The following is a 26,688-nucleotide window of genomic DNA, read 5'->3' as shown; positions in this document are numbered from 1 at the left end:
ATTCCTCCGTTCCCGACTACCAGACGTAGGCGAGGACTTCCCCACCTACGCCCTTCTTGCCTGCCTGCTGGCCGGTCAGGAGACCGTGCGACGTGGAGATGATCGCCACGCCGAGGCCGCCGAGGACCTTCGGCAGGTTGGTGGACTTCGCGTAAACCCGGAGACCGGGCTTGGAGATCCGCTTGATGCCCGCAATGGAGCGCTCACGGTTCGGGCCGAACTTCAGCTCGAGAACGAGGTTCTTGCCAACCTCGGCGTCCTCGACCTTCCAGCCCGTGATGAAGCCCTCCTGCTGGAGGATCTCCGCGATGTGAGACTTGATCTTGCTGTGCGGCATCGCCACGGTGTCGTGGTACGCCGAGTTCGCGTTACGCAGACGAGTCAGCATGTCCGCGATCGGATCAGTCATGGTCATGAATTGGCCTTCGGCCTCTCTCGCCGGGGTTTCCTATCTGCGCCATCCCTCTCCCCACTCAGAGGCGGGACGGGTGCGGCGCGGGGACCTACGGCGTAGTAAGTCGGTCAGGGCGGCAGACGCCCAACCCTCCTAGCCTAAGCCATCTGGAGGAGAACGGCTGCCAACCCTTTACTTACCGAGAGATCCAGGCAGTCCCAAAAAGTGGGGACTACCAGGAGCTCTTGGTCACGCCCGGGAGCTCGCCACGGTGAGCCATCTCACGAAGGCACACGCGGCAGAGGCCGAACTTACGGTAGACGGAGTGCGGACGGCCGCAGCGCTGGCAGCGGGTGTACGCACGCACACCGAACTTGGGCTTACGAGCAGCCTTGGCAATCAGAGCCTTCTTCGCCATCTCGCTTACGCCTCCTTGAACGGGAAGCCGAGGTGACGAAGGAGCGCACGGCCCTCAGCGTCGTTGGTCGCCGTGGTCACCACGGTGATGTCCATACCCCGGACGCGGTCGATCTTGTCCTGGTCGATCTCGTGGAACATGACCTGCTCCGTGAGACCGAAGGTGTAGTTGCCACGGCCGTCGAACTGCTTGGGGGACAGACCACGGAAGTCGCGGATGCGCGGCAGCGCGAGCGACAGGGTGCGGTCCAGGAACTCCCACATGCGGTCGCCACGGAGCGTGACGTGGCAGCCGATCGGCTGACCCTCGCGCAGCTTGAACTGCGCGATGGACTTCCGGGCCTTGGTGATGGCCGGCTTCTGACCCGTGATGATGGTCAGGTCACGGACGGCACCGTCCATGAGCTTCGAGTCACGGGCGGCGTCGCCGACACCCATGTTGACCACGATCTTGACGAGACCCGGGGTCTGCATGACGTTCTCGTACGAGAACTCTTCCTGCAGCTTGCCCGCGATCTCCTCGCGGTACTTCGTCTTCAGACGCGGAGTGGTGGTGGTCGTCATCAGATGTCCTCACCCGTCCGCTTGGCAACGCGGATCTTGTTGCCCTCGTCGTCGAAGCGGTAACCGACGCGCGTGACGACCTTGTTGCCGTCCTTCTCCACGACCAGCTGGACGTTGGAGACGTGGACGGGGGCCTCGGTGGTCACGATGCCGCCGGCCTGCGAGCCGCTGGCGGTCGGGCCGGCCTTCGTGTGCTTCTTGACCCGGTTGACACCCTCGACCAGGACGCGCTCGTCGCGCGGGTAAGCGGCAATGACCTTGCCCTGCTTGCCCTTGTCCTTACCGGTGATGACCTGTACCAGGTCGCCCTTCTTGATCTTCATGCTTACAGCACCTCCGGCGCGAGCGAGATGATCTTCATGAACTTCTTCTCGCGCAGCTCACGGCCGACGGGGCCGAAGATACGGGTGCCGCGAGGGTCGCCGTCGTTCTTCAGAATGACGGCGGCGTTCTCGTCGAAGCGGATGTACGAGCCGTCCGGACGGCGGCGCTCCTTGACGGTGCGAACGATGACCGCCTTGACGACGTCACCCTTCTTCACGTTGCCACCGGGGATCGCGTCCTTCACGGTGGCGACGATGACGTCACCGATGCCCGCGTAGCGGCGACCCGAGCCACCGAGAACACGGATGGTGAGAATTTCCTTCGCACCCGTGTTGTCGGCGACGCGCAGTCGCGACTCCTGCTGGATCACGTCTATCTCCTGTTTGTCTGCCGGTTCCCCCGGGGCAGTTCAGTGAACTGCCCCGGGAGCCTGGCGGAACGAACTCCTAGGGATACCCCTCGGAGAATTACTTGGCCTTCTCGAGGATCTCGACGATGCGCCAGCGCTTGGTGGCGGACAGCGGACGCGTCTCCATCAGGAGGACGCGGTCGCCGACGCCGGCAGCGTTCTGCTCGTCGTGCGCCTTGAGCTTGTTCGTACGGCGGATGACCTTGCCGTACAGCGCGTGGGTCACGCGGTCCTCGACAGCGACGACGACGGTCTTGTCCATCTTGTCGCTGACGACCAGACCCTGACGGGTCTTGCGGAAGCCGCGCGCGGCCTTCGTCTCTTCAGTCACGTTGCTCTCGCTCATCAGGCGCTCTCCACCGTCTCGATGCCCAGCTCGCGCTCACGCATGAGGGTGTAGATCCGCGCGATGTCCTTACGGACGGCCTTCAGCCGACCGTGGTTCTCGAGCTGACCCGTCGCCGCCTGGAAGCGGAGGTTGAACAGCTCTTCCTTGGCCTCGCGAAGCTTGTTGACAAGCTCCTCGTTGCCCAGCTCGCGCAGCTCGGACGCCTTGGTACCGGCCGACATCACGACTCACCTGCCTCGCGCCGGACGATGCGGCACTTCATCGGAAGCTTGTGAGCAGCGCGGGTGAGCGCCTCACGAGCAATCTTCTCGTTCGGGTAGGACAGCTCGAACATCACCCGACCGGGCTTGACGTTCGCGATCCACCACTCGGGAGAACCCTTACCGGAACCCATGCGGGTCTCGGCAGGCTTCTTGGTGAGGGGGCGGTCCGGGTAGATGTTGATCCAGACCTTGCCGCCACGCTTGATGTGGCGGGTCATCGCGATACGAGCCGCCTCGATCTGGCGGTTGGTCACGTACGCCGGAGTGAGGGCCTGAATGCCGTACTCGCCGAACGCAACCTGCGTGCCACCCTTGGACATACCGCTGCGCTTCGGGTGGTGCTGCTTGCGGTGCTTGACCCTACGGGGGATCAGCATTTCGGTCAGGCCTCCGTTCCGGTGCTCTCAGCAGCCGGAGCAGCGGCGGGCGCCTCGGCCTTGGGGGCCTCGGCGGCCGGAGCCGACTGCTGCGGCTTGCGACCGCGACCGCCACGCTCGCCACCGCGGCCACCACGGGCCGGGCGGTCGTTGCCACCACGGGCCGGGCGGTTGCCGGCGCGGGCAGCGGCGTTCTCGGCGCGGACCTCGGCGATGTTCTTGACGTCGCCCTTGTAGATCCAGACCTTCACGCCGATGCGGCCGAAGGTCGTCTTGGCCTCGAAGAAGCCGTAGTCCACGTTGGCGCGGAGCGTGTGCAGGGGCACACGGCCCTCGCGGTAGAACTCCGAGCGCGACATCTCGGCGCCACCGAGGCGGCCACCACACTGGATCTTGATGCCCTTGGCGCCCGCCTTCATCGCCGACTGCATGCTCTTACGCATGGCGCGACGGAAGGAGACGCGGGAGGACAGCTGCTCCGCGACGGCCTGGGCCACGAGCTGAGCGTCGACCTCGGGGTTCTTGACCTCGAGGATGTTCAGCTGGACCTGCTTGCCCGTGAGCTTCTCGAGGTCACCGCGGATGCGGTCGGCCTCGGCGCCACGGCGGCCGATGACGATGCCGGGACGAGCGGTGTGGATGTCCACACGCACGCGGTCACGGGTGCGCTCGATCTCAACCTTCGAGATGCCGGCGCGCTCCATGCCGGACGTCATCATCCGACGGATGGCGACGTCTTCCTTGACGTAGTCCTTGTACAGCTTGTCGGCGTACCAACGCGACTTGAAGTCGGTCGTGACACCGAGCCGGAACCCGTGCGGGTTTACCTTCTGGCCCATTACCGGGTTCCTTCCTTGCTGCTGACGACCACGGTGATGTGGCTGGTCCGCTTACGGATCCGGTAGGCACGGCCCTGAGCACGCGGACGGAACCGCTTCAGGGTCGGGCCCTCATCCACGTACGCCTCGCTGATGACCAGCGAAGAGGCGTCAGAGTGGTCGTAGTTGTGCGCGGCGTTGGCAATGGCGCTGTCCAGCACCTTGCCGACCGGCACGCTCGCGGCCTGCGGGGCGAAACGCAGGACCGCCTGAGCCTCCGTGGCATCCATGCCACGGATGAGGTCCACCACGCGGCGGGCCTTCATGGGCGTGACGCGGATGTACCGCGCCTGGGCCCTGGCTTCCATGGTTGTCCCTTCGGTGTTAGTCATAGTCGTTTCCACCCCGCGCTAGCGGCGCTTCGACTTCCGGTCGTCCTTGACGTGGCCGCGGAAGGTGCGAGTCGGCGAGAACTCGCCGAGCTTGTGGCCGACCATCGACTCGGTGACGAACACCGGGATGTGGGTCTTGCCGTTGTGCACCGCGATCGTGTGACCCAGCATGCTGGGAATGATCATCGAGCGACGGGACCAGGTCTTGATGACGTTCTTGGTGCCGGCTTCGTTCTGAACGTCCACCTTTTTTACGAGGTGGTCGTCGACGAAGGGCCCCTTCTTGAGACTGCGCGGCATCTAAACCCGCTCCTAGCGCTTCTTGTTCGACTTGCGGCGACGGACGATGTACTTGTTGCTCGCCTTGTTGCGATCACGAGTACGACCCTCCTTCTTGCCCCACGGCGAGACCGGGTGACGACCACCGGAGGTCTTGCCTTCGCCACCACCGTGCGGGTGGTCGACCGGGTTCATCACGACACCACGCACGGTCGGGCGGACGCCCTTCCAGCGCATGCGGCCGGCCTTGCCCCAGTTGATGTTCGACTGCTCGGCGTTGCCGACCTCACCGATGGTGGCGCGGCAGCGGACGTCGACCAGGCGGATCTCACCGGACGGCATGCGAAGGTGCGCCATGGCGCCTTCCTTCGCGAGCAGCTGCACGGAGGCACCCGCGGAGCGGGCGAACTTCGCGCCGCCGCCGGGCCGCAGCTCGATGGCGTGGATCGTGGTACCCACGGGGATGTTGCGCAGCGCCATGTTGTTGCCGGGCTTGATGTCGGCGCCAGCGCCGCTCTCAATCCGGTCACCCTGCTGCGTGCCGCGCGGGGCGAGGATGTAGCGCTTCTCGCCGTCCGCGTAGTGCAGCAGCGCGATGCGCGCCGTGCGGTTGGGGTCGTACTCGATGTGCGCGACCTTGGCCGGCACGCCGTCCTTGTCGTGGCGACGGAAGTCGATCACGCGGTAGGCGCGCTTGTGGCCACCACCCTGGTGGCGAACGGTCACACGACCGGAATTGTTACGGCCGCCCTTGCTGTGCAGCGGGCGAACCAGCGACTTCTCCGGCGTGGACCGCGTTACCTCGACGAAGTCGGCTACGGAGGAGCCACGACGGCCCGGCGTAGTCGGCTTGTACTTGCGGATTCCCATTTCTCAGTCCTCGTCCGATATTCGGACCAGGGCGCTCCGTTAGGAGGCCTGGCCGAAGATGTCGATACGGTCGCCCTCAGCAAGGGTCACGATGGCGCGCTTGGTGTCGGCACGCTTGCCGAACCCGGTGCGCGTACGCTTCCGCTTGCCCTGACGGTTGATCGTGTTGACGCCGGTGACCTTGACCGAGAAGACCGCCTCGACGGCCTGCTTGATCTGGGTCTTGTTGGCGCCCGGAGCCACGATGAACGTGTACTTGCCCTCGTCGAGCAGCGCGTACGACTTCTCGGAGACGACCGGCTTGACGAGGACGTCGCGCGGGTCCGAGAAGGACTTGCTCAGCGGGGTGGGCTCAACGGCGATCTTGCCCTCGGTCGCGATGCGCTTCGCCTTGGCGACGCGCGCGGCCTTGGCGGCCTTCGCAGCCTTGGACGCGATGCTCTGGTGACGGATAGCCATCAGGCTTCGCTCCCTTCGGTCTCATCGGCCTTGGTGGGGCCAGACACGAAGGACTCGAAGGCGGCCTTGGTGAAGACCACGTCGTCCGAGACGAGCACGTCGTACGTGTTCAGCTGGCCCGGCTCCAGGATGTGCACCTGGGGCAGGTTGCGGGCGGAGAGCAGCGAAGTCTCGTCCGCACGGTCGATGACCAGGAGCACGTTCTTGCGCTCGCTGACCTTGCCGAGCAGCGTCTTCGCGGCCTTCGTGGAGATGTCGCCCTCGACCACGTTGGTGACAACGTGGATGCGAGCGTTGCGGGCCCGGTCGGTGAGGGCGTGACGCAGAGCGGCAGCCTTCATCTTCTTGGGCGTCCGCTGCGAGTAGTCACGCGGCTGCGGGCCGTGGACGACGCCACCGCCGGCGAACTGCGGCGCACGGGTCGAACCCTGGCGCGCGCGGCCGGTGCCCTTCTGGCGGTACGGCTTCTTGCCGCCACCGCGGACTTCGCCACGGCGCTTGGTCTTGTGCGTGCCCTGACGGGCAGCGGCCAGCTGCGCGACGACGACCTGGTGGATCAGCGGGATGCTGATCTTCTCGACGTCGAAGATCTCCGCGGGGAGCTCGACCGTCCCGGTCTTGTCGCCTGCCGGCGAAAGGATGTCAATGGTGCTCATGGGTTACCTCAGGCCCCCTTGGCCGCAGTACGGACCAGGACGAGGCCGCCGTTCGGACCAGGAACCGCGCCCTTGATGAGCAGCAGGCCCTTCTCCGCGTCAACGGCGTGGACGGTCAGGTTCTGGGTGGTGACCCGCTCGCTGCCCATGCGACCGGCCATGCGCTGGCCCTTGAACACACGGCCAGGCGTGGCGCAGCCACCGATGGAACCGGGCTTGCGGTGCACGCGGTGGGCACCGTGGGAGGCCTTGCCGCCGGCGAAGTTGTGACGCTTCATCACACCGGCGAAGCCCTTGCCCTTGCTCTTGCCGGTGACGTCGACCTTGATACCGGCCTCGAACGTCTCGGCAGTCAGCTCCTGGCCGAGGGTGTACTCGCTGGCACCAGCGGTACGGATCTCGACGAGGTGGCGACGGGGGGTCACGTCGGCCTTGGCGAAGTGGCCCTTGAGGGGCTTGTTCACCTTGCGCGGGTCGATCTCGCCGAAGGCGATCTGGACCGACTCGTAGCCGTCGCTGTCATTCGTACGGACCTGGGTAACGACGCAGGGTCCGGCCTTGACCACGGTCACCGGGACGACACGGTTGTTCTCGTCCCAGACCTGGGTCATGCCGAGCTTCTCGCCCAGGATGCCCTTGATCTGCTTGGTCATCTTCTTCGCGCCCTTCAGAGCTTGATCTCGATGTCAACGCCGGCCGGAAGGTCCAGGCGCATCAGCGAGTCAACGGTCTTGGGCGTCGGGTCGAGGATGTCGATCAGGCGCTTGTGCGTGCGCATCTCGAAGTGCTCGCGCGAGTCCTTGTACTTGTGCGGCGACTTGATGACGCAGTACACGTTCTTCTCAGTGGGCAGCGGCACCGGGCCCGCGACCGACGCACCAGTGCGAGTCACCGTCTCGACGATCTTCTTCGCCGAAGAGTCGATGACCTCGTGGTCGTAGGCCTTGAGCCGGATGCGGATCTTCTGTCCCGCCATGGCTACTTAGTAGTCCTTCGTCTCGAACGCTCTGGCTCCCGGGAGGCCCTTTTTTCTACTTCCTCCGACCCACGCGGTCGGGCGTGTCGCAGTCCCGCTCACACAGTTCTCCCGAAGGAGTTCCCTGCTAAGGGGCTGCGGCCCTTGCTGACCGCCGGTCCGGGGGAAGAAACCCACCGGGCGCCTGGCCGAGGAACCGCACCGCACTTCCCGAAAGATTCCCGTACGTCCGCCCCAGCGCTGCCATCAGGCCCTTGCGGGCCCTTACGGCAGTTAAGGCGACGAGTACTGTGGGACTCGCTTCCGGTCCTCCCGGCGGGAGGCGCGCAGCATCGGCACTCAACCGAGCAACCATGACAGTCTGCCATACGGGGCACGTGTGGTGCCAATCGAGCGCAAGAGAGTACCCGCTGAGTGACGGAGATCAAACCCGGGGTGGAGTCGGCGCGCCGTGCGTACTGTGCCGTGCCGCGCCGTCCCGGCAGGGGATCAGCTCGTGGAGGCGTACGTCACGAAGTCCGCCCACGCGGTGCCGCCCACGGCGAGCCGGGGCCCGCGCGCGTTCTTGGAATCACGGACGTGGACGGCGCCGGGGGTGTGGGCGACCTCGACGCAGTCGCCCTCACTGCCGTTGCTGCTGTAGCTGCTCTTGCGCCATTCCAGCTCGGCGCCGCCTCCAGCGGAGACCATGCGGTTCATCTTTCTCCCAGCAGTTGCTCGATGAAGGCCAGCGACTCTTTCGGGGTGAGAGCCTGGGCCCGGACCATGCCGTACCGCAGTTCCAGGACTCGGAACTGCCTGGGATCGTCGACCGGCCGCCCCGCGGCGACCCCCGGGGAACGGCCCACAGCGGTGCCATCCCCGAACTTCAGCATCGTGATGCTTCCGTCCACTCCAGCGTGCTCCTCCAGGTCGATCGGCATCACCTGAAGGGATACGTTGCGCAACTGCCCGACTTCCAGCAGCCGTTCGAGCTGTCCACGCAGAACCATTCTGCCTCCGAGCGGACGCCGCAGCGCCAATTCCTCCAGCACAAAACTGAGTGCCGGAGCGGGTTCCCTCTCGAAGATCGATTGCCGCGCCAACCGCGCGGACGTCACGCGATCCACCTCGCCGGACGTGTACACAGGCTGCCGCATCTCGAACAGCGCCCGCATGTATTCCTCGCTCTGCAGGACGCCGTGGATGTCATGGGCGCCGTACCACTGAAGGTCAACGGCCCTGGCCTCCAGCCGCGCCAGATCCCGAACCTTCTTCGGGTACCTCGCCTCCGCCACGTCGTCCTTCATCGCCGCGACAGCGCCATCCGCACCCAGGACCTCGTCCGCCTTGTCGAGGTACTCCGGCCGAGGAATCCGCTTGCCGCCCTCAACCTTGTAGACGAGACCCTCCCCGTACCCCATGGCCGCTGCGAACTCGGCGGCTCGCATCCCGGCGGCCTCCCGGCGGACCCGCAACTGCCGCCCGATGAACGCGACGATCGCCGCACCGTGCTCGTCCTCCGGGTCGACCTCCCACCCCGGCTCCTCCGGCTCCCGATCACCCTCCGTCGACCGTTCCATGCGACCGCCTCCCGCCTCGTCGAGCCTCCGCTACGTACGGTCGACGCCGTACCCGCGTGACCTTCCGGACAGGCGGTACACCGCTGGACAAAGCCTGTACAAGGTCACGGTACGCAGCCACCGAGCCACTGCGAGCGTAGAAGTGGAGGCCACTCTGCGTGACGTGATTCGCGGGCTTCAACTCCACCGGAACCTGCTCCCCCGCGCTCCGGTGACACAGGCGCCTCCCCAAGGAACCTGAGAGAGACAAAGAACCCCACCAAGCCCCACCAGGCCCCGGCGCCAGGCCCCGCTCCCCACCCGCAGGGTCCCGCCCCGCCCCGCTCACTCCCCCGGGTGAACATCACCGGCTCGGCTGGCTTTCCGGCCCCCCAATGGCCCTACTCTCAGCCCCAGCAGACGAGAACAACTCCAGACATGCGACGGCCCCCGCCGGGACGGCAATCCCGAGGCGAGGGCCTGACCACCGAGGAAGAGAGAACCTTCCTGATGGATACCCAGAACCCTAGCGCGCCCTCGCGCGCCCGGTCCGCCATTGGCGGCGACAAACCCCCCTCAAGGGCGACCGCGCTCCCCCGGGGCCGAGCACACCCCACCGCTGCCCGGCCGCAGGCCTCCGGCATCGCCCACGAGAACACCCGCCACACCTCCCGCTTCACGGTGATCGGGAACCACCTCACGCAGCACCAGGAGCTCTCCCTCCTGGCGATCGGCCTGGCCTGCCACATTCAGTCGCTGCCGGCTGGAGCCCGCGCGGACATCAAGACCCTCGTGGCCCGCTTCCCCGAGGGGTCGACCCGTATCGCCGCCGCCCTGCGCGAGCTGGAGGCCCACGGCTACCTGCGCCGCGACCGCGAACGCACCCCCGCAGGCCGCATCGTCACCCGCACGACTTCCTGCAACCAGCCGAGCGCACCCCGGCGGCACGCCCCGACGCCGAAGCCCTGCGCCTCCGGGCAGGTCTCATCGGCTGAGCCCCAGTCGGCCGAGCTTCAGCCGGGCGCGGCCCCGCCCGTGCGGGCGCCCCAGAAGCTCCCCCACCCCCTCCCCGCCGTGCCACACCCGGCGTACCCGGCCCCCGCCCTCCTCCAGCAGGCGACCGACCTCCTCATCGCCCTACGCCACCACGACCCCCGCCTGCTCCTCACCACCCAGGACGCGGCCCACCTGGCCCCCGGCGTCGCCGCCTGGCTGGAACGCGACGTGGCCCCCACCGCGGTGCGCCACGCCCTCACCACCGCCCTCCCACCCGAGGGCCCACGCCACCCCGCCGCACTCCTGGCACACCTTCTGACAGCCCTCCTCCCGCCTCCGTTCCCGCACCCCACCCGCCACCCGCTCCAGAACTGCGATACCTGCGACCGCGCCTACCGAGCCCTCGAACCAGGCCACTGCCGCGACTGCCGCGTCCCTCCATACGCCGATTGACCAGGGGAAACACTCGACAATGTTCGCGTCTCCGCACCCCGTGCGCCCCGGCCGACTAACCTGGCCGGGGCACTCCCGGGAGGACACCATGAGCACGCAGGCCGACCACGGACACGAGCTGGTTCCCCGCCCCGAGCAGACCCCGGAGGCGCTACGGGCCGCCCTCGCGGTCGTCGACCCGGCACGCCTGCCGGAAATGCAGCGAACCAAGGACGAAGCCTTCGCCAAGGCTCTCGCATGGCAGTCCCTCAGCCCCGTGCAGGGCTGGGTGCTCAACTGGGCCCGGGACATCGAGATCGCACGCCGCCCCGACCTGTCCACCCGGCACGCCCACGCCACGCGGGAACTCGAGCACGAGGACACTGCCGTCGCCCATGAAGCCCTGCGCGAGCTGAGCGCCGTCCTGGACGAGGCCATGAAGGCAGTACGGACTTGAGCTGGAGCTGGGAGTACGCCTTCGCGGCAGAGGAAGCCGCCCGCACCGCGTCACCAGCCTTTCTCGCCGAAGTCGAGCGCAAGGCCGCGGAGCTGGTCAGGGCGGCCGAGGCACTGTACGTCCACGGCCGCGACCACCAAGACGTCGACCCGAAGGGCGGCGACATCACCGTCCCCGGCGGAATGTTCCGGTACCAGATCGTCGTACGCAGCGAACGCGTCTACGTCGTTCAGCTAACGTATTTGGGCTTTTGAGTCCTGAAGAATTCAGAACGACCGCACAGTGGGGAGCGCCCCAGAACAACAGAAGGGCCCGTACGACCGAAGTCGTACGGGCCCTTCCGTTACTGCGTGTACTGCGATGCGCTCAGTTCAGAGCAACCGGGTTACCCCGATCAACGCGTAAGCGAGACGCTTACTTGTTGATCTTGGTGACCTGGCCGGCGCCGACGGTCCGGCCACCCTCACGGATGGCGAACTTCAGGCCCTCTTCCATCGCGACGGGCTGGATGAGCTCAACGGTCATCTCAGTGTTGTCGCCCGGCATGACCATCTCCGTGCCCTCGGGGAGGGTCACGACGCCGGTCACGTCGGTGGTGCGGAAGTAGAACTGCGGGCGGTAGTTGTTGAAGAACGGGGTGTGGCGGCCACCCTCATCCTTCGACAGGATGTACGCCTGCGCCTCGAACTCGGTGTGCGGCGTGACCGAACCGGGCTTGATGATGACCTGGCCGCGCTCGACGTCCTCGCGCTTGATGCCACGGAGGAGCAGACCGACGTTCTCACCGGCCTGGCCCTCGTCGAGCAGCTTGCGGAACATCTCGATGCCGGTGACCGTGGTGGTGGTCTTCTCGGTCTTGATGCCGATGATGTCGACGGTCTCGTTGACCTTGAGGACACCACGCTCGATACGACCGGTGACGACCGTGCCACGACCGGTGATCGTGAAGACGTCCTCGATCGGCATCAGGAACGGCTTGTCGACATCACGCTCGGGCTCCGGGATGGACTCGTCAACAGCCTTCATCAGGTTGAGGACGGTGTCACCCCACTCCTTGTCGCCCTCGAGCGCCTTGAGAGCCGAGACCTTGACGACCGGCAGGTCGTCGCCCGGGAACTCGTACTCGGAGAGGAGCTCACGGACCTCGAGCTCGACGAGCTCCAGGATCTCCTCGTCGTCCACCATGTCGGCCTTGTTCAGGGCGACAACGATGTACGGAACGCCGACCTGGCGGGCCAGGAGCACGTGCTCCTTGGTCTGCGGCATCGGGCCGTCGGTGGCGGCGACCACGAGGATCGCGCCGTCCATCTGCGCGGCACCCGTGATCATGTTCTTGATGTAGTCCGCGTGACCGGGGCAGTCGACGTGGGCGTAGTGACGCGCCTCGGTCTGGTACTCGACGTGCGCGATCGAGATCGTGATACCGCGCTGGCGCTCCTCGGGAGCCTTGTCGATCTGGTCGAAGGCCGAGGCCTCGTTCAGGTCGGGGTACGCGTCGTGCAGCACCTTGGTAATGGCGGCCGTGAGGGTCGTCTTACCGTGGTCAATGTGACCGATGGTGCCGATGTTGACGTGCGGCTTAGTCCGCTCGAACTTTGCCTTCGCCACTGAATCCTCCTGCGGAGTGGTTCTGTACGCCTTGCTTCATCGGCGCCAGGTGATCTTTGCTGGGAAGCCAGCCGCCGGGGTTCTTGCCTTGCGGGGTCGAACCCCGGCGGATGGTGTCAAGCCTAAAGCGTGAACTCGGGTGAGTTACTCGCCCTTGGCCTTCGCGATGATCTCCTCGGCGACGTTCCGCGGAACCTCGGCGTAGGAGTCGAACTGCATTGAGTAGCTTGCGCGACCCGACGTCTTGCTGCGGAGGTCTCCGACGTAGCCGAACATCTCCGAGAGGGGCACGAGGCCCTTCACGACGCGAGCGCCGCTGCGCTCCTCCATGGCCTGGATCTGGCCACGGCGGGAGTTGATGTCACCGATGACATCGCCCATGTAGTCCTCGGGCGTGGTGACCTCGACGGCCATCATCGGCTCGAGCAGCACGGGGGACGCCTTGCGCGCGGCCTCCTTGAAGGCCTGCGAACCGGCGATCTTGAAGGCGAGCTCCGAGGAGTCGACCTCGTGGTAGGCACCGTCGAGAAGCGTGACGCGGACGCCCGTCATCTCGTAGCCCGCGAGGATGCCGAACTGCATGGCTTCCTGCGCACCGGCGTCCACCGACGGGATGTACTCCCGCGGGATGCGGCCACCGGTGACCTTGTTCACGAACTCGTACGACGCGTCGCCGTCCGTGATCGGCTCGATCGCGATCTGCACCTTGGCGAACTGACCGGTACCACCGGTCTGCTTCTTGTGGGTGTAGTCCACGCGCTCGACGACCTTGCGGATCGTCTCGCGGTAAGCGACCTGCGGCTTGCCGACGTTCGCCTCGACGCGGAACTCGCGCTTCATGCGGTCGACGAGCACCTCGAGGTGAAGCTCGCCCATACCACCGATGATGGTCTGGCCGGTCTCCTCGTCCGAGTGGACCTGGAAGGAGGGGTCCTCCTCCGAGAGACGCTGGATGGCTACACCCAGCTTCTCCTGGTCACCCTTGGACTTCGGCTCGATGGCGACCTGGATGACCGGCGCCGGGAAGTCCATGGACTCCAGGATCACCGGCTGCTTGTCGTCACAGAGCGTCTCACCCGTGGTGGTCTGCTTCAGGCCCATGACGGCGACGATGTCACCGGCGCCCACCGACGCGATCTCCTCACGCTTGTTCGCGTGCATGCGGTAGATCTTGCCGATGCGCTCCTTCTTGCCCTTGACGGAGTTCAGCACCGCGGTGCCGGCCTCCAGGCGACCGGAGTAGATCCGGACGAAGGTGAGCTTACCGAGGTGCGGGTCGCTCGCGATCTTGAACGCGAGGGCCGACAGCGGCTCGTCGTCGGACGGCTTGCGCTTGACGACCGTCTCCGCGTCCTTGACGTCGTGGCCTTCGATGGCCTCGACGTCCAGGGGCGACGGCAGGTAGCGCACAACCGCGTCGAGCAGGGGCTGGACGCCCTTGTTCTTGAACGCGGTGCCACAGAACACGGGGGTGACGGTGGTGTCGCCGCCCTTGCCGGAGGCGATGGTGATGCGACGGATCGCCGCGTACAGCTGCTCCTCGGTGGGCTCCTGGCCCTCGAGGTACAGCTCCATCATCTGCTCGTCGTTCTCGGCGACAGCCTCGAGGAGCTTGCCGCGGTACTCGTCGGCAGCCTCGGTGTGCGTGTCGGGGATGTCGACGATGTCGTAGGCCTCGCCCATCTTGGTCTCGGCGGACCAGACGAAGGCCTTCATCGTGACGAGGTCGACGACGCCCTTGAAGTCAGCCTCTGCGCCGATGGGCAGCTGCATGACGATCGGGGTCGCACCGAGGCGGTCGACGATCATGTCGACACAGCGGTGGAACTCGGCACCGGTGCGGTCGAGCTTGTTGACGAAGCAGATGCGCGGGACGCCGTAGCGGTCCGCCTGACGCCACACGGTCTCGGACTGGGGCTCAACACCGGCAACGCCGTCGAACACCGTCACGGCACCGTCGAGCACGCGGAGCGAACGCTCCACCTCGACGGTGAAGTCGACGTGGCCCGGGGTGTCGATGATGTTGATCGTGTGATCGACGTCGTTCAGCGGCCAGTGACAGGTGGTGGCAGCAGAGGTGATCGTGATGCCACGCTCCTGCTCCTGCTCCATCCAGTCCATCGTGGCGGCGCCGTCGTGGACCTCACCGATCTTGTACGACACACCGGTGTAGAACAGGATCCGCTCGGTGGTCGTCGTCTTGCCCGCGTCGATGTGGGCCATGATGCCGATGTTGCGCACCTTGGCCAGGTCAAGTGAAGTGGTAGCCATGTCGGCTCAGTCTTCTCTCGGTCTCGATGGGGGTAGCGACTACCAGCGGTAGTGCGCGAAGGCCTTGTTGGACTCGGCCATCTTGTGGGTGTCCTCGCGCTTCTTCACAGCGGCACCGAGGCCGTTGGAGGCGTCGAGGAGCTCGTTGAGCAGACGCTCGGTCATGGTCTTCTCGCGACGGGCGCGGGAGTAACCGACGAGCCAGCGCAGGGCGAGCGTGTTCGCACGGCCCGGCTTGACCTCGATCGGGACCTGGTAGGTCGCGCCACCGACACGGCGGGACTTGACCTCGAGGGTCGGCTTGATGTTCTCGAGCGCGCGCTTCAGCGTGATGACCGGGTCGTTACCGGTCTTCTCGCGCAGGCCCTCCATGGCGCCGTACACGATGCGCTCGGCGGTGGAGCGCTTGCCGTTCAGCAGCACCTTGTTGATGAGGGAGGTCACCAGAGGAGAACCGTAGACCGGGTCGATGATGACCGGGCGCTTCGGGGCGGGGCCCTTACGAGGCATTCTTACTTCTCCTTCTTGGCGCCGTAGCGGCTGCGGGCCTGCTTGCGGTTCTTGACACCCTGGGTGTCGAGGGAACCGCGGATGATCTTGTAACGAACACCAGGCAGGTCCTTCACACGGCCACCACGCACGAGCACGATGGAGTGCTCCTGCAGGTTGTGTCCCTCACCCGGAATGTAGGCCGTGACCTCGATCCCGGAGGTCAGACGCACACGCGCGACCTTACGGAGGGCCGAGTTCGGCTTCTTCGGGGTGGTCGTGAACACACGCGTGCAGACGCCACGGCGCTGGGGCGAACCCTCGAGTGCGGGCGTCTTGTTCTTCTCGACCTTGTCCTGCCGGCCCTTACGGACCAGCTGCTGGATCGTAGGCACTACTTCTCCGGTTTCTGTGTGCCGAATAGGTAAAGCTAACCTGGAACGTCGCCGACCCACGCGGTCGGGTGTGTCGAATGCTGCAAACTCCCGCCGCAAGGCGGAAAGGAGCGCAGATCACGGTGGCCGTTCTCGGACTCACGCAGCGGTTGATGACACGCGCGCGAGCCCAGGCACACCCCAGGCACAAGGTCTGAGCGTACCTACCTCATCGAGTTCGGTCAAAACAAATGCGATGGGGGGCGACACGCCGGGCTTTTCGATTCCCGCGCGACGGCCTCCGGCCACCCCGGCCGACCGCCTCCGGCCAGCACTACCGACTGCCTCCGGCCACCGCGGCTGATTGTCGCCGGTCCCCTGACCGGCCACCTCGGATACGTTGACTGGTCGCGAGATCAGCGGCATCGGCGCAGGTGGACACGGGGGCGGCAGGATGACCGGGGGGCTGGGGCACGCGGGGAGCGACGACGGCCTCGATGACCGGGTGCCGTTCCTCGCCCGGCTGGAGCGGGACGACCGGACCGCGCTGCTCGCCATCGGCCGTCCCCTGCACTATCCCGCCCGCGAGGCCATGATGCGCCAGGACGAGCCCTCCACGCACGTCCTGCTGCTCCTCCAGGGCTGGACCAAGGTCACCGCCACCGCCGCCAACGGCTACGAAGCGCTCCTCGCCCTGCGCGGCCCCGGCGACATCATCGGCGAGGGCGCGGCCCTCAGCGGCCGCGGCCGCGCCGCCACCGTGACCGCCCTGGAGCAGGTCGAAGCGGTCGCCATCGAGCAGAGCCGCTTCACCGGGTTCCTCGCGGGAAGCCCCGAGGTCGCCCTGAAGCTCCTGGGACTCGCCACCGACCGGCAGCGCTCGACCGACCGCCGCCGCCTCGAGTGGGCCGCCCTCGCGGTCCGCGAACGGCTCGCCGTCCTGCTCCTCGACCTCATGCGGACCCACGGCACGCGGACGGACGAGGGCATCGCCCTGACCATCCCCCTCAGCCAGCAGGAGTTCGCGGGCTCCGTCGGCGCCTCCCGCGAGGCGGTGGCCCGGCTCCTGAAGGAGCTGCGGACCCGGCAGATCGTCGTCACGAGCCGCCGCAGGATCGTCGTGGTCCGGCCGGACGTGCTGCGCCGCATCGCGCGCTCCGAACAGCCGGACCTCTGACGCCTCACGGTGTGCCGCGCCCAGGACCCTTCGGTGCACACGGTCAAAGAGACAGGGCCCTGTCTGTGCACACGGTCACAGTTCGAGTGCGTCGTCTGCCCTCACGGCCCGTGGCCCGTCGTCGCCAAGCTGCTGCCTGGCACGACTCCCCACTTGAGAGGTGGCCATGACCGACCCCGTGAGCCGGACGATCCTTCTCCTCGACATCGAGAAGTTCAGCGACCGAGACAACGTCGAACAGGCGTACCTGCGGCGCATGCTCTACGCCATCACCGACCGTGTCCTGGAGAGCTGCGGAATCGACGCGACCCGTCGGCTGCGTGCCGACCGCGGCGACTCCGTGATGGAGCTGATCGACGCAGGCGCCTCGGTGACGGCGCTGCTGCGGGCCCTGCTCGCCGAGACGCCGACGGAGCTGCGGGCCGTGAACCGGATGGCTTCGCAGTCCGCGCAGATCAGGCTGCGGGCCGTACTCGCCACGGGCTACGTCGCCGTCGACGAGCTCGACGGCTGGGTGGGGGCCGACCTCAACCACGCCTGCCGACTGCTCGACGCCGACGTACTGCGCGGGGCGCTGCGCGAGCGCCCGGACGACTTCGCGCTCTGCGTCTCGGAGAGCGTGCACCACGGCATCGTCCAGCACGACTACCGGGGCATCCCCAAGGACGCGTTCCACCCCGTCACCGTGGAGAGCAAGAACGGGCGGCTGAGGGCCTGGCTGCACGGGCCGGTGCCGCGGGGCGTGCGGAGCCCGGACCCGGCCCCCGCGGCGCAGGTGGACGGCGCGGCGTCCGCCCCCGCACCACAGGCCCGGGCCACCCCGCCCGCCCCCGTCGACCTGGGCAACGCCTCCTTCGGCGGCAGCTATGTAGCCGGTGATCAGCACGGCGTGTCCGGCAACGGCACCGTCTACGGGGACGTACACCTCGGAGGCGGCGGCGCACCCGGGACCGGTGACCGGGAATGAACGCGGGCGAACCGGGACCCCGGCAGCAGGCGGGCAGCGACAGGGACGCCCCCGAGAACCCCCAGCAGACAGACCCCGAGTCGGCCGAGGCCGAGGACCAGCAGGACGGGCGGGACCAGCCGCAGGACGCGTGGTCCGCCCGCCGGGACCTGGTCGACCACAGCCCCAAGGCGATGGGCGTCGGCGACAACGCCCGCTTCGGCGGCAGCCTGGTCGCGGGTGACCAGCACGGCGTGAGCGGCGGCCTGGTCGCGGGCGACGTGATCATGGGCAGCAAGACGGAGATCTTCCACTTCGGTGTCTCCGCCACGCGACACGGCTCCGGCGAGGTCCCACCGGCGACACTGGACCGCCTCGCCCCGTACTTCGTCACCGACGAGCCCACGTTCGAGGCCCTGTTGGAGCGGCTGCGCAGGGAGCGGGTCATCGTGCTCTCGGGCCCGCACTTCAGCGGCCGCCGTACCGCCGCGCTGATGCTGCTCCACCGCCTGGGCGCCTCCCCCGTCCGCTCCCTCGTACGCGACACCACACCGGCGCAACTCGTCCAGCAGCTCAGCGACGACCAGCAGCCCGCCAAGGGGTATGTGCTCTGCGACCTGACCACCCGCCGCGACCAGCCGCTCAGGGAGCCGCACCTCCTCGCCGCCCGCGGCCGACTCGAACACGACGACGCGTACTTGGTGATCACGGTCGGCCCCCTGGCCGCCCTGGAGGACATCGCCGCCGTCGAGTGGAGACCGCCGAGCCCCGGCGACGTACTGACGCGCCACCTGCGTCAACTGACCGACGGCGCGGCCGCGGACCGTCTCCTCGCGCTGCCCGCCGTCTCGACGTTCCTGGCACGCGGCCACCAGCTGCGCGAGGTCGCCGCCTTCGCCAAGCACCTCAAGCGGTACGCCGACGGCGAGGTCACCGAGGAGACGGTCGGCACGTTCTCGCTGTACACCCTGGAGACCCAGGTCCAGGAGTGGTTCGACGAGAACGAGGAACTCATCCCGCTGCGGGACAAGGCGTTCCTCATCGCGCTGGCCGCCTTCGACGGAGGCCCCTACGCGCTCACGGCGGAACTGAGCGACCTGCTGTACGCCTTCCTCCAGAAGACCGCGAACTCCGCCCTGCAGCCCGAGGTCCCCGTCTTCGGCACCCACATCGGCAAGCGCCTCCAGCTCGCCCGCGCCCGGTGGTACCCGGAGGAGGAGAACACGGAGTGGGGGCCGGTCACCCAGTCCAAGGCCGCGTTCCTCGACGACCGGGTCTCGCTGGTGCTGCTGCGCGAGGTGTGGACCGGGCATCCGTCGGCCAGGCCAGCCCTCGTCCACTGGCTCCAGCGGCTCGCCGGTGACGGAAGGCCACTCGTGCGCACCCGCGCGGCGTCGACCGTCGCCGTCCTGGCGTACGCGGACCTGCCCTCCACCATGGCCCTGATCATCGAACCGTGGGCCACGTCCCGCCTGTTCAGGCACCGTCTCGTCGCGGTCAACTCCCTGACGCTCGCGCACCTCCTGGAAGCGCCCAACATCCCGACCGTCCTCGACTCCTGGTGCGAGAGCGAGGACCAGGCGATGCGATGGGTGGCCATCCGCGCCTACGGCCTGATCGGCGCCGAGCGCCCTGACCAGACCCTCGCCGCGCTCCGGAGCGCCGTACGCAAGGAGTACGCGGCCCTCGACGAGGACGACGACGAGCAGGTCCCCGACGAGCACATGGTGCGCCAGCTCGCCCAGTCCGTGGAGCTGCTGCTGCTCTCCCCGGCCGGCGAGCGGGTCCTCGCCGAACTGCTGCGCCGACTCGACCAGGACCGGCCCGTGCACGACCTCGCCCTGCGCGGCTTCCTCAGCGCGTGCGCGCGCCGGGACGAGGACGCGCGGTACGGACGTCCGCTGGTCCTCGCCTGGTACGCGACGTCAGCGGCCGACGGAGGCGGCGCGGCCGGCGACATCGCGCGGCTCTGGCGCTCGGCACTCGACGACCGCGGGCACACGAGGGCCGCGCTGGAGGAGCTGGGCGCCTGGGTCCGCGCCGCCGACCACGACCCGTCGACCGAGCTCGCGCTGACCGGCCTGCTCCCGGCCCTGGTCACCACCGCCTCCGAGCACCAGCGCCTCAGCCACCTCCTGCGCACCCTGCACGGCGAGGACGGCGCTCCCCCGCCCGCCGTCGCCGCCCGGCTGCTGGCCGTACTGCCGCACCGCCGCTGACACCACCCCGCACCGCCACACCACCCGCACGCCCCTTCGAGGAGGCACGCGCCATGCCCGACTTCCGCCCACCGCCGGACTGGCGGCAACCGGCCCACCGGCACACCCCGCTGATCGACCCCGTCATCACCGTGCGGCAGCTCTCCCGGTTCGGGTTCGCCCGCAGAGCGCTGACCCGCATCGACCACGCCCTGGTCTTCTCGACCGCCAGAGGCGGATACGACGCCTATCTGCCGCCCCTGCGCCCGAGCCGCCGCGAGGTGGCGGCGAAACGCTGCACAGCGGTGTACGAGGTGGACATGGGCGTCCATCCGTACCGGGCCGAGATCCCCCTGCCCAGCGACGACGACGCCTTCGAGTTCATCGCCACCGTCGACCTGTCGTGGCGGGTCGCCGACCCCGTCGCCTTCGTCGGAAGCGGCCACCGGAACGTACCGGCCCTGCTGCTCGACGAGCTGCGGCGGGCCGCACGCCCCCTCACGCGCCGGTTCGCCGTCCACGACAGCGCGAGCGCCGAGCACGAGGTGCTGCACGTACTCTCCGGCCGGATACCGCCCGGCAGGACCGCGGGCCTGAACGTGACCTGGACGCTGCGGCTCCGCCGCGACCAGCAGGACATCGACCACCGGCGGCGCCTCCAGTCCATCGACCACCACGCCGCCGAACAGCTGCGCACGGAGCAGCTGGCGGCGGAACTCCGCAAGCTGGAGGCCGAGAAGATCGAGTTCTACCAGCGTTACCTCGAACAGGGCGGTGTGGTGGCCTGGGCCATGCACCTCGCGGGGAACCCGCAGGATTCACGGCTCGTCGTCGACCGCATGCGCGAGGACCGGCTCCGGCTGGTGCTCGCCGAGGTGGAGCTGGCGCGGGAACTCCTCAGCGGCGACAGCGCGGAGGACTACGAACTGGAGGGGCCCAAGCGGCGGGCCCTGGACTTCATGTACGAGATCTTCAACCAGCACGTCGAGGGACTCACCCGGGAGCAGTCCACGCCGGAGCCGCCCCCGGTACCCGCGCCCCGGGAAGTCGGCGACGAGCGAGCGGACCTCACCCCGTGACCGCCACGAACGCACCACCACCGCCTCCCGTCGCCGAGCCGGGAGCAGGGGCCGCCGAACGCCTCCTCGCCGACCAGCGCGCCGAGATCGCCCGCGCCGACTCCAAGGCAGCGGTCCTCGCGGCAGCGCTCGGAGTGGCGGCGGGAGGCTTCGGCGGCCTGCTGGCCCGGCACGAGTGCAGCCCGGACGCACTCTCCGTCCCGGGCAGCTCGGCGTGGTGGTCCGGAGTCCTCGCGCTCGCCGTGGCGCTCCTGGCCATGCTCATGGCCGTACTGCCGCGGTACGGCGCCGGCACCAGCTGGGTGCCCGGCGCTCCGCTGTCCTACTTCGGCGACGTCCGGCGAGCGGCACACAGCGGCCACCTGGCGCAGGCCCTGGCCGAGACCGAACGAGCGCCCCTGCCCGCCACGCTCACGGCACTGTCCGAAACCAGCCGCATCGCCCTGCGCAAGCACCAGTGGATACGCGTAGGCCTGCTCGCCTTCGCCACGAGCCTGGTGCTGCTCCCCGGCGCCCTGCTCATCGGCTGACGTCCCGCCCATCGCCTGACGTCCCACCCATCGCCCGACATCCGTGCCTGGAGGCTGACCATGGACCGCCCGACCGATCCCCCGCACCCCGACCCACCTGACGACGACCTCGACTACCGCCACCGGAGCGGCCGCGTCCACTACTCCGCTCACCAGCGCGGAGTCGACGCGACGGCCCTCGGCCAGCTGATTCTTCTCCTGCCCGGCACGCTCATGAGCCTGCTGGTGCTCCTGCTGCTGTCCGGCGGGCTCGACGCCTGGCTGGGGGTTCCGCTCTGGATACCGCCCGTGGTCTGGCTGGCGTCCGGAGCCCTGCTCTTCCACCGTCCGACCGAGGACCTCCTCGCCCGCCATCTCCTCCGGCTGCACCGCCCCATGCCCGACGAGTACGCGCGCCTCGCCCCCGTCTGGCGCGAAGTGACCGCCCGCGCGGGCGTCGACGGCCGGACGTACGAGCTATGGGTCGAGGACAGCGACCACCTGAACGCGTACGCCGCCGCCGGCCACATCGTCGGCGTCACCCGCTTCGCCCTGGACCACCTGCCCAGCTCCCAGCTCGCCGCGGTCCTCGCGCACGAGCTGGGGCACCACACCGGGGGGCACGTCTGGACGTCGCTGCTCGGCTGTTGGTACGCGCTTCCGGGCCGGGCGGCCTGGTACGCCATACGCCTGGCCGTCAGCTTCGCCATGGCCGTCACCCGATCCTTCTCCTGGGCGGCCACCGCGGCGCTGGTCCTCGTGATCGCCGCCCTCACGTACTCCACGCTCACCCTCCTCTACGGCCTGCCCCTCGTCCTGCTCGTCACGCCGTACCTCATCGCGGCCGTGGGGCGCCGGGCCGAGCTGCGCGCGGACCGGCATGCCGCCGCACTGGGGTTCGGCCCGACCCTCGCGCAGGTACTCGTGGCCATGCACGCGGCCGAGACCGCGTCCGGGCGCCCGTCCCTGGCGGCCGCCGGGGCGAGCCCCCACGCACCGGGGCTGCTGGCCCGGCTCCTCTCCACGCACCCCGACTACCCGACCAGGCTGCACCGCCTGAAGCCCTACCTGGAGCCGACCCGGTAGCGGAAACGCCGAAGGGCGCCCACCCCCCGAAGGAGGCGAGCGCCCTTCAACTCAACTCAGCTCACTGGTTGTACGGACCGTAGTCGTAGTCCTCCAGCGGAACGGCCTGGCCGGAGCCCGTGCCGAACGGCGAGTAGTCGATGTCGTCGTAGCCGACGGCCGAGTACATCGCGGCCTTGGCCTCTTCGGTCGGCTCGACCCGGATGTTGCGGTAGCGGGAGAGACCCGTACCGGCCGGGATGAGCTTACCGATGATGACGTTCTCCTTGAGGCCGATGAGGCTGTCGGACTTGGCGTTGATCGCCGCATCCGTCAGGACTCGGGTCGTCTCCTGGAAGGAGGCGGCCGACAGCCAGGATTCCGTCGCCAGCGAGGCCTTGGTGATACCCATCAGCTGCGGACGGCCGGAGGCCGGGTGGCCGCCTTCCGTGACCACACGACGGTTCTCGGTCTCGAACTTCGAGCGCTCGACGAGCTCGCCCGGCAGCAGCTCCGCGTCGCCGGACTCGATGATCGTCACGCGGCGCAGCATCTGCCGGATGATGATCTCGATGTGCTTGTCGTGGATCGACACGCCCTGGCTGTTGTAGACCTTCTGGACTTCGCCGACCAGGTGGACCTGGACCGCGCGCTGACCGAGGATCCGCAGCACGTCGTGCGGGTTGGTGGCACCGAAGGTGAGCTTCTGGCCCACCTCGACGTGGTCACCCTCACGCACGAGGACCTTGGCACGCTTCGAGATCGGGAACGGCGTCTCGTCGCTGCCGTCGTCCGGAGTGACGACGATCTTCTTGGTCTTCTCGGTCTCCTCGATACGGATGCGGCCTGCCGCCTCCGAGATCGGGGCGACACCCTTGGGCGTACGAGCCTCGAAGAGCTCGACGACACGGGGCAGACCCTGGGTGATGTCGTCACCGGCCACACCACCGGTGTGGAAGGTACGCATCGTCAGCTGCGTGCCGGGCTCACCGATGGACTGGGCGGCGATGATGCCGACCGCCTCACCGATGTCGACCAGCTTGCCGGTGGCGAGCGAACGGCCGTAGCAGAAGGCACAGGTGCCGACCGCGGACTCACAAGTCAGGACCGAGCGGGTCTTGACCTCCTCGACGCCGTTGGCGACCAGGGCGTCGATGAGGACGTCACCGAGGTCGACGTTGGCCGGCGCGATGACCTTGCCGTCGATGACGACGTCCTCGGCCAGCATGCGGGCGTAGACCGAGGTCTCGACGTTCTCCGTCTTGCGGAGCACACCGTCCTCGCCCTTGACCGCGATCTTGAGCTTCAGACCGCGCTCGGTGCCACAGTCCTCCTCGCGAATGATGACGTCCTGCGAGACGTCGACCAGACGACGGGTGAGGTAACCGGAGTCGGCGGTACGGAGAGCCGTGTCCGCCAGACCCTTACGGGCACCGTGGGTGGAGATGAAGTACTCGAGAACGGTCAGGCCCTCACGGAACGAGGCCTTGATCGGACGCGGGATCGTCTCGTTCTTCGCGTTCGACACCAGACCACGCATACCGGCGATCTGACGCATCTGCATCATGTTTCCTCGGGCACCCGAGTCAACCATCATGAAGATGGGGTTCGTCTTCGGGAAGTTCGCGTTCATCGCCTCGGCAACCTCGTTGGTCGCCTTGGTCCAGATCGCGATGAGCTCCTGCGTGCGCTCGTCCTTGGTGATCAGACCGCGCTCGTACTGCTTCTGGACCTTCTCGTCCTGGGCCTCGTAGCCCGCGACGATCTCCTTCTTGGCCTCGGGGACCACGACGTCGGAGATGGCCACGGTGACGCCGGAACGGGTCGCCCAGTAGAAGCCCGCCGCCTTCAGGTTGTCGAGCGTCGCCGCCACGATGACCTTGGGGTAGCGCTCGGCGAGGTCGTTGACGATCTCGGAGAGCTGCTTCTTGCCGACCGAGTAGTCGACGAAGGGGTAGTCCTCGGGCAGCAGCTCGTTGAAGAGCGCACGGCCAAGGGACGTACGCAGCCGGAAGCTGTCGCCCTGCTGGTACGGCCGCTCCTCGATGCCCTCGTCCCCGGCCTCGGAGACCGGCGGGGTCCAGCCGCGCGGCGGGATGGTGCCCACCGGGAAGCGGATGTCGACGGTCGACTGGAGCGCGAGCTCACCGGCGTCGAACGCCATGATCGCCTCGGCCGTGGAGCCGAACGCGCGGCCCTCGCCCTTGGTGTCACGGAGCTCACCGTCGGTGGTCAGGAAGAACAGACCGAGGACCATGTCCTGGGTCGGCATCGTGACCGGACGGCCGTCGGCCGGCTTGAGGATGTTGTTCGAGGACAGCATCAGGATGCGGGCCTCGGCCTGCGCCTCCGCGGAGAGCGGCAGGTGCACGGCCATCTGGTCACCGTCGAAGTCCGCGTTGAACGCGGTGCAGACGAGCGGGTGGATCTGGATGGCCTTGCCCTCGACCAGCTGCGGCTCGAAGGCCTGGATGCCGAGGCGGTGCAGCGTGGGCGCACGGTTCAGCAGAACCGGGTGCTCGGCGATGACCTCTTCGAGGACGTCGTACACGACCGTGCGGCCGCGCTCGACCATCCGCTTGGCGCTCTTGATGTTCTGCGCGTGGTTCAGGTCGACCAGGCGCTTCATCACGAACGGCTTGAAGAGCTCCAGCGCCATGGCCTTCGGCAGACCACACTGGTGCAGCTTCAGCTGCGGACCGACGACGATCACGGAACGCGCGGAGTAGTCCACACGCTTACCGAGCAGGTTCTGACGGAAACGACCCTGCTTGCCCTTGAGCATGTCGCTCAGGGACTTCAGCGGGCGGTTACCGGGACCGGTGACCGGGCGACCACGACGACCGTTGTCGAAGAGGGCGTCCACGGCCTCCTGGAGCATGCGCTTCTCGTTGTTCACGATGATCTCGGGCGCACCGAGGTCGAGAAGGCGCTTCAGGCGGTTGTTGCGGTTGATCACGCGGCGGTACAGGTCGTTCAGGTCGGAGGTCGCGAAGCGGCCACCGTCCAGCTGCACCATCGGACGCAGGTCCGGCGGGATGACCGGCACGCAGTCCAGAACCATGCCCTTGGGGCTGTTGCTGGTCTGCAGGAACGCGGAGACGACCTTGAGGCGCTTGAGCGCACGGGTCTTCTTCTGGCCCTTGCCGGTACGGATGATCTCGCGGAGGCGCTCGGCCTCCTCGTCGAGGTCGAAGGACTCCAGGCGCTTCTGCAGCGCCGCGGCACCCATCGAACCGTCGAAGTACGTGCCGAAGCGGTCACGCAGCTCGCGGTAGAGCAGCTCGTCGCCCTCGAGGTCCTGGACCTTGAGGTTCTTGAAGCGGTTCCACACCTCGTCGAGACGGTCGATCTCGCGCTGCGCACGGTCGCGCAGCTGCTTCATCTCGCGCTCGGCACCTTCGCGCACCTTGCGGCGCACGTCGGCCTTGGCGCCCTCGGCCTCGAGCTCGGCCAGGTCGGTCTCGAGCTTCTTGGCGCGGGCCTCCAGGTCGGAGTCGCGACGGTTCTCGATCTGCTGACGCTCGACGGAGACGTGCGCCTCCAGGGACGGCAGGTCGCGGGTACGACGCTCCTCGTCCACGAACGTGATCATGTACGCCGCGAAGTAGATGACCTTCTCGAGGTCCTTCGGGGCGAGGTCGAGGAGGTAGCCGAGGCGCGACGGGACGCCCTTGAAGTACCAGATGTGCGTGACGGGAGCGGCAAGCTCGATGTGGCCCATCCGCTCACGGCGCACCTTGGCGCGCGTGACCTCTACGCCACAGCGCTCACAGATGATGCCCTTGAAGCGGACACGCTTGTACTTGCCGCAGTAGCACTCCCAGTCCCGGGTCGGACCGAAGATCTTCTCGCAGAAGAGTCCGTCCTTTTCGGGCTTGAGCGTGCGGTAGTTGATGGTCTCCGGCTTCTTGACCTCGCCGTGGGACCACTGTCGGATGTCGTCCGCGGTGGCAAGGCCGATCCGCAGCTCGTCGAAGAAGTTGACGTCGAGCACTT

32 protein-coding genes are annotated in these 26,688 nt (G+C 67.8%); 9 read left to right on the top strand and 23 right to left on the bottom strand.

What is annotated here, in order from left to right; translation table 11 throughout:
- Positions 1-16: 16 nt before the first annotated feature.
- From rpsH to NOO62_RS24130, 18 genes are all read right to left on the bottom strand, one after another.
- Positions 17-415, bottom strand: a complete 399-nt coding sequence (gene rpsH, locus NOO62_RS24215) for a 30S ribosomal protein S8 (RefSeq protein WP_018528360.1) — start codon at positions 413-415, stop codon at positions 17-19.
- 211 nt (positions 416-626) lie between these two features.
- Positions 627-812: a type Z 30S ribosomal protein S14 gene (locus NOO62_RS24210; RefSeq protein ID WP_003956452.1), complete on the bottom strand. Its 186-nt coding sequence runs from the start codon at positions 810-812 to the stop codon at positions 627-629.
- Positions 813-817: 5 nt separating this feature from the next.
- A complete protein-coding gene (gene rplE, locus NOO62_RS24205; RefSeq protein ID WP_268772969.1) occupies positions 818-1,375 on the bottom strand; it encodes a 50S ribosomal protein L5 in 558 nt (185 codons plus the stop codon).
- Entirely contained in the window at positions 1,375-1,698 is a 324-nt protein-coding gene (rplX, locus tag NOO62_RS24200) for a 50S ribosomal protein L24 (protein WP_016645174.1), read from the bottom strand. Before rplX ends, rplE begins: the two co-directional genes overlap by 1 nt.
- Before the next feature lie 2 nt (positions 1,699-1,700).
- Positions 1,701-2,069 (bottom strand): 50S ribosomal protein L14, encoded by a 369-nt coding sequence (rplN, locus tag NOO62_RS24195; RefSeq protein ID WP_003974257.1) that lies wholly within the window; start codon positions 2,067-2,069, stop codon positions 1,701-1,703.
- Between the two features lie 97 nt (positions 2,070-2,166).
- A complete protein-coding gene (gene rpsQ / locus NOO62_RS24190) occupies positions 2,167-2,454 on the bottom strand; it encodes a 30S ribosomal protein S17 (protein ID WP_150171090.1) in 288 nt (95 codons plus the stop codon).
- On the bottom strand, positions 2,454-2,678 hold the full coding sequence (rpmC, locus tag NOO62_RS24185) for a 50S ribosomal protein L29 (protein ID WP_006347226.1): 225 nt from the start codon (positions 2,676-2,678) through the stop codon (positions 2,454-2,456). The genes rpsQ and rpmC overlap by 1 nt, the downstream gene beginning before the upstream one ends.
- Positions 2,678-3,097, bottom strand: coding sequence for a 50S ribosomal protein L16 (gene rplP, locus NOO62_RS24180; protein ID WP_014047785.1), 420 nt, complete (start codon positions 3,095-3,097; stop codon positions 2,678-2,680). The genes rpmC and rplP overlap by 1 nt, the downstream gene beginning before the upstream one ends.
- Positions 3,098-3,102: 5 nt before the next feature.
- On the bottom strand, positions 3,103-3,936 hold the full coding sequence (rpsC, locus tag NOO62_RS24175) for a 30S ribosomal protein S3 (RefSeq protein ID WP_055564829.1): 834 nt from the start codon (positions 3,934-3,936) through the stop codon (positions 3,103-3,105).
- Entirely contained in the window at positions 3,936-4,283 is a 348-nt protein-coding gene (gene rplV, locus NOO62_RS24170) for a 50S ribosomal protein L22 (protein ID WP_016645177.1), read from the bottom strand. The genes rpsC and rplV overlap by 1 nt, the downstream gene beginning before the upstream one ends.
- 42 nt (positions 4,284-4,325) lie before the next feature.
- Complete coding sequence (gene rpsS, locus NOO62_RS24165) at positions 4,326-4,607, bottom strand: 30S ribosomal protein S19 (protein WP_125514475.1); 282 nt, start codon at positions 4,605-4,607, stop codon at positions 4,326-4,328.
- 12 nt (positions 4,608-4,619) lie between these two features.
- Positions 4,620-5,456 (bottom strand): 50S ribosomal protein L2, encoded by an 837-nt coding sequence (gene rplB / locus NOO62_RS24160; RefSeq protein WP_268772968.1) that lies wholly within the window; start codon positions 5,454-5,456, stop codon positions 4,620-4,622.
- Positions 5,457-5,495: 39 nt separating this feature from the next.
- Positions 5,496-5,915: a 50S ribosomal protein L23 gene (gene rplW / locus NOO62_RS24155; protein WP_055564827.1), complete on the bottom strand. Its 420-nt coding sequence runs from the start codon at positions 5,913-5,915 to the stop codon at positions 5,496-5,498.
- Positions 5,915-6,571 carry a 50S ribosomal protein L4 gene (rplD, locus tag NOO62_RS24150; protein WP_268772967.1) on the bottom strand — a complete coding sequence of 219 codons (657 nt, stop codon included), beginning with the start codon at positions 6,569-6,571 and terminating at the stop codon, positions 5,915-5,917. Before rplD ends, rplW begins: the two co-directional genes overlap by 1 nt.
- 8 nt (positions 6,572-6,579) lie before the next feature.
- Positions 6,580-7,224 carry a 50S ribosomal protein L3 gene (gene rplC, locus NOO62_RS24145; RefSeq protein WP_055564825.1) on the bottom strand — a complete coding sequence of 215 codons (645 nt, stop codon included), beginning with the start codon at positions 7,222-7,224 and terminating at the stop codon, positions 6,580-6,582.
- Between the two features lie 14 nt (positions 7,225-7,238).
- Positions 7,239-7,547 carry a 30S ribosomal protein S10 gene (rpsJ, locus tag NOO62_RS24140; protein ID WP_003948644.1) on the bottom strand — a complete coding sequence of 103 codons (309 nt, stop codon included), beginning with the start codon at positions 7,545-7,547 and terminating at the stop codon, positions 7,239-7,241.
- 489 nt (positions 7,548-8,036) lie between these two features.
- Positions 8,037-8,246, bottom strand: a complete 210-nt coding sequence (locus tag NOO62_RS24135; protein ID WP_268772966.1) for a DUF397 domain-containing protein — start codon at positions 8,244-8,246, stop codon at positions 8,037-8,039.
- Positions 8,243-9,109: a helix-turn-helix domain-containing protein gene (locus tag NOO62_RS24130; protein WP_268772965.1), complete on the bottom strand. Its 867-nt coding sequence runs from the start codon at positions 9,107-9,109 to the stop codon at positions 8,243-8,245. The genes NOO62_RS24135 and NOO62_RS24130 overlap by 4 nt, the downstream gene beginning before the upstream one ends.
- 489 nt (positions 9,110-9,598) lie before the next feature.
- Between NOO62_RS24130 and NOO62_RS24125 the strand changes: the two genes are divergently transcribed.
- The 3 genes from NOO62_RS24125 to NOO62_RS24115 all read left to right on the top strand — a co-directional run bounded on the left by NOO62_RS24125 (position 9,599) and on the right by NOO62_RS24115 (position 11,227).
- Positions 9,599-10,537: a helix-turn-helix domain-containing protein gene (locus NOO62_RS24125; protein ID WP_268772964.1), complete on the top strand. Its 939-nt coding sequence runs from the start codon at positions 9,599-9,601 to the stop codon at positions 10,535-10,537.
- Positions 10,538-10,625: 88 nt separating this feature from the next.
- Positions 10,626-10,973, top strand: coding sequence for a hypothetical protein (locus NOO62_RS24120; RefSeq protein WP_268772963.1), 348 nt, complete (start codon positions 10,626-10,628; stop codon positions 10,971-10,973).
- Positions 10,970-11,227 (top strand): hypothetical protein, encoded by a 258-nt coding sequence (locus NOO62_RS24115; protein ID WP_268772962.1) that lies wholly within the window; start codon positions 10,970-10,972, stop codon positions 11,225-11,227. Before NOO62_RS24120 ends, NOO62_RS24115 begins: the two co-directional genes overlap by 4 nt.
- Positions 11,228-11,387: 160 nt before the next feature.
- Here the strand turns inward: NOO62_RS24115 and tuf are convergent, their stop codons facing one another.
- From tuf to rpsL, 4 genes are all read right to left on the bottom strand, one after another.
- Positions 11,388-12,581: an elongation factor Tu gene (gene tuf / locus NOO62_RS24110; protein WP_268772961.1), complete on the bottom strand. Its 1,194-nt coding sequence runs from the start codon at positions 12,579-12,581 to the stop codon at positions 11,388-11,390.
- Positions 12,582-12,725: 144 nt separating this feature from the next.
- Positions 12,726-14,852 (bottom strand): elongation factor G, encoded by a 2,127-nt coding sequence (gene fusA / locus NOO62_RS24105; protein WP_268772960.1) that lies wholly within the window; start codon positions 14,850-14,852, stop codon positions 12,726-12,728.
- Between the two features lie 39 nt (positions 14,853-14,891).
- Entirely contained in the window at positions 14,892-15,362 is a 471-nt protein-coding gene (rpsG, locus tag NOO62_RS24100) for a 30S ribosomal protein S7 (protein ID WP_003974303.1), read from the bottom strand.
- A gap of 2 nt (positions 15,363-15,364) precedes the next feature.
- On the bottom strand, positions 15,365-15,736 hold the full coding sequence (gene rpsL, locus NOO62_RS24095; protein WP_003948652.1) for a 30S ribosomal protein S12: 372 nt from the start codon (positions 15,734-15,736) through the stop codon (positions 15,365-15,367).
- Positions 15,737-16,169: 433 nt separating this feature from the next.
- On the opposite strand from rpsL, the gene NOO62_RS24090 reads away from it, so the two are divergent.
- From NOO62_RS24090 to NOO62_RS24065, 6 genes are all read left to right on the top strand, one after another.
- Positions 16,170-16,892, top strand: a complete 723-nt coding sequence (locus NOO62_RS24090; protein WP_268772959.1) for a Crp/Fnr family transcriptional regulator — start codon at positions 16,170-16,172, stop codon at positions 16,890-16,892.
- A gap of 166 nt (positions 16,893-17,058) precedes the next feature.
- Positions 17,059-17,859: a hypothetical protein gene (locus NOO62_RS24085; protein ID WP_268772958.1), complete on the top strand. Its 801-nt coding sequence runs from the start codon at positions 17,059-17,061 to the stop codon at positions 17,857-17,859.
- Positions 17,856-20,057 carry a hypothetical protein gene (locus NOO62_RS24080; RefSeq protein ID WP_268772957.1) on the top strand — a complete coding sequence of 734 codons (2,202 nt, stop codon included), beginning with the start codon at positions 17,856-17,858 and terminating at the stop codon, positions 20,055-20,057. Before NOO62_RS24085 ends, NOO62_RS24080 begins: the two co-directional genes overlap by 4 nt.
- A 53-nt stretch (positions 20,058-20,110) precedes the next feature.
- Positions 20,111-21,115 carry a hypothetical protein gene (locus tag NOO62_RS24075; protein ID WP_268772956.1) on the top strand — a complete coding sequence of 335 codons (1,005 nt, stop codon included), beginning with the start codon at positions 20,111-20,113 and terminating at the stop codon, positions 21,113-21,115.
- A complete protein-coding gene (locus tag NOO62_RS24070) occupies positions 21,112-21,645 on the top strand; it encodes a Pycsar system effector family protein (protein ID WP_268772955.1) in 534 nt (177 codons plus the stop codon). The genes NOO62_RS24075 and NOO62_RS24070 overlap by 4 nt, the downstream gene beginning before the upstream one ends.
- Positions 21,646-21,705: 60 nt before the next feature.
- Positions 21,706-22,710: a M48 family metalloprotease gene (locus tag NOO62_RS24065; protein WP_268772954.1), complete on the top strand. Its 1,005-nt coding sequence runs from the start codon at positions 21,706-21,708 to the stop codon at positions 22,708-22,710.
- Between the two features lie 61 nt (positions 22,711-22,771).
- Here the strand turns inward: NOO62_RS24065 and NOO62_RS24060 are convergent, their stop codons facing one another.
- Positions 22,772-26,686, bottom strand: a complete 3,915-nt coding sequence (locus NOO62_RS24060) for a DNA-directed RNA polymerase subunit beta' (protein ID WP_268772953.1) — start codon at positions 26,684-26,686, stop codon at positions 22,772-22,774.
- Positions 26,687-26,688 lie beyond the last annotated feature (2 nt).

The sequence above is a fragment of the Streptomyces sp. Je 1-369 genome (assembly GCF_026810505.1).
In the GTDB taxonomy this organism is placed as follows: domain Bacteria; phylum Actinomycetota; class Actinomycetes; order Streptomycetales; family Streptomycetaceae; genus Streptomyces.
The sequence above is the reverse complement of the archived record's forward strand: the minus strand, read 5'-3'. Positions and strand labels throughout refer to the sequence as shown.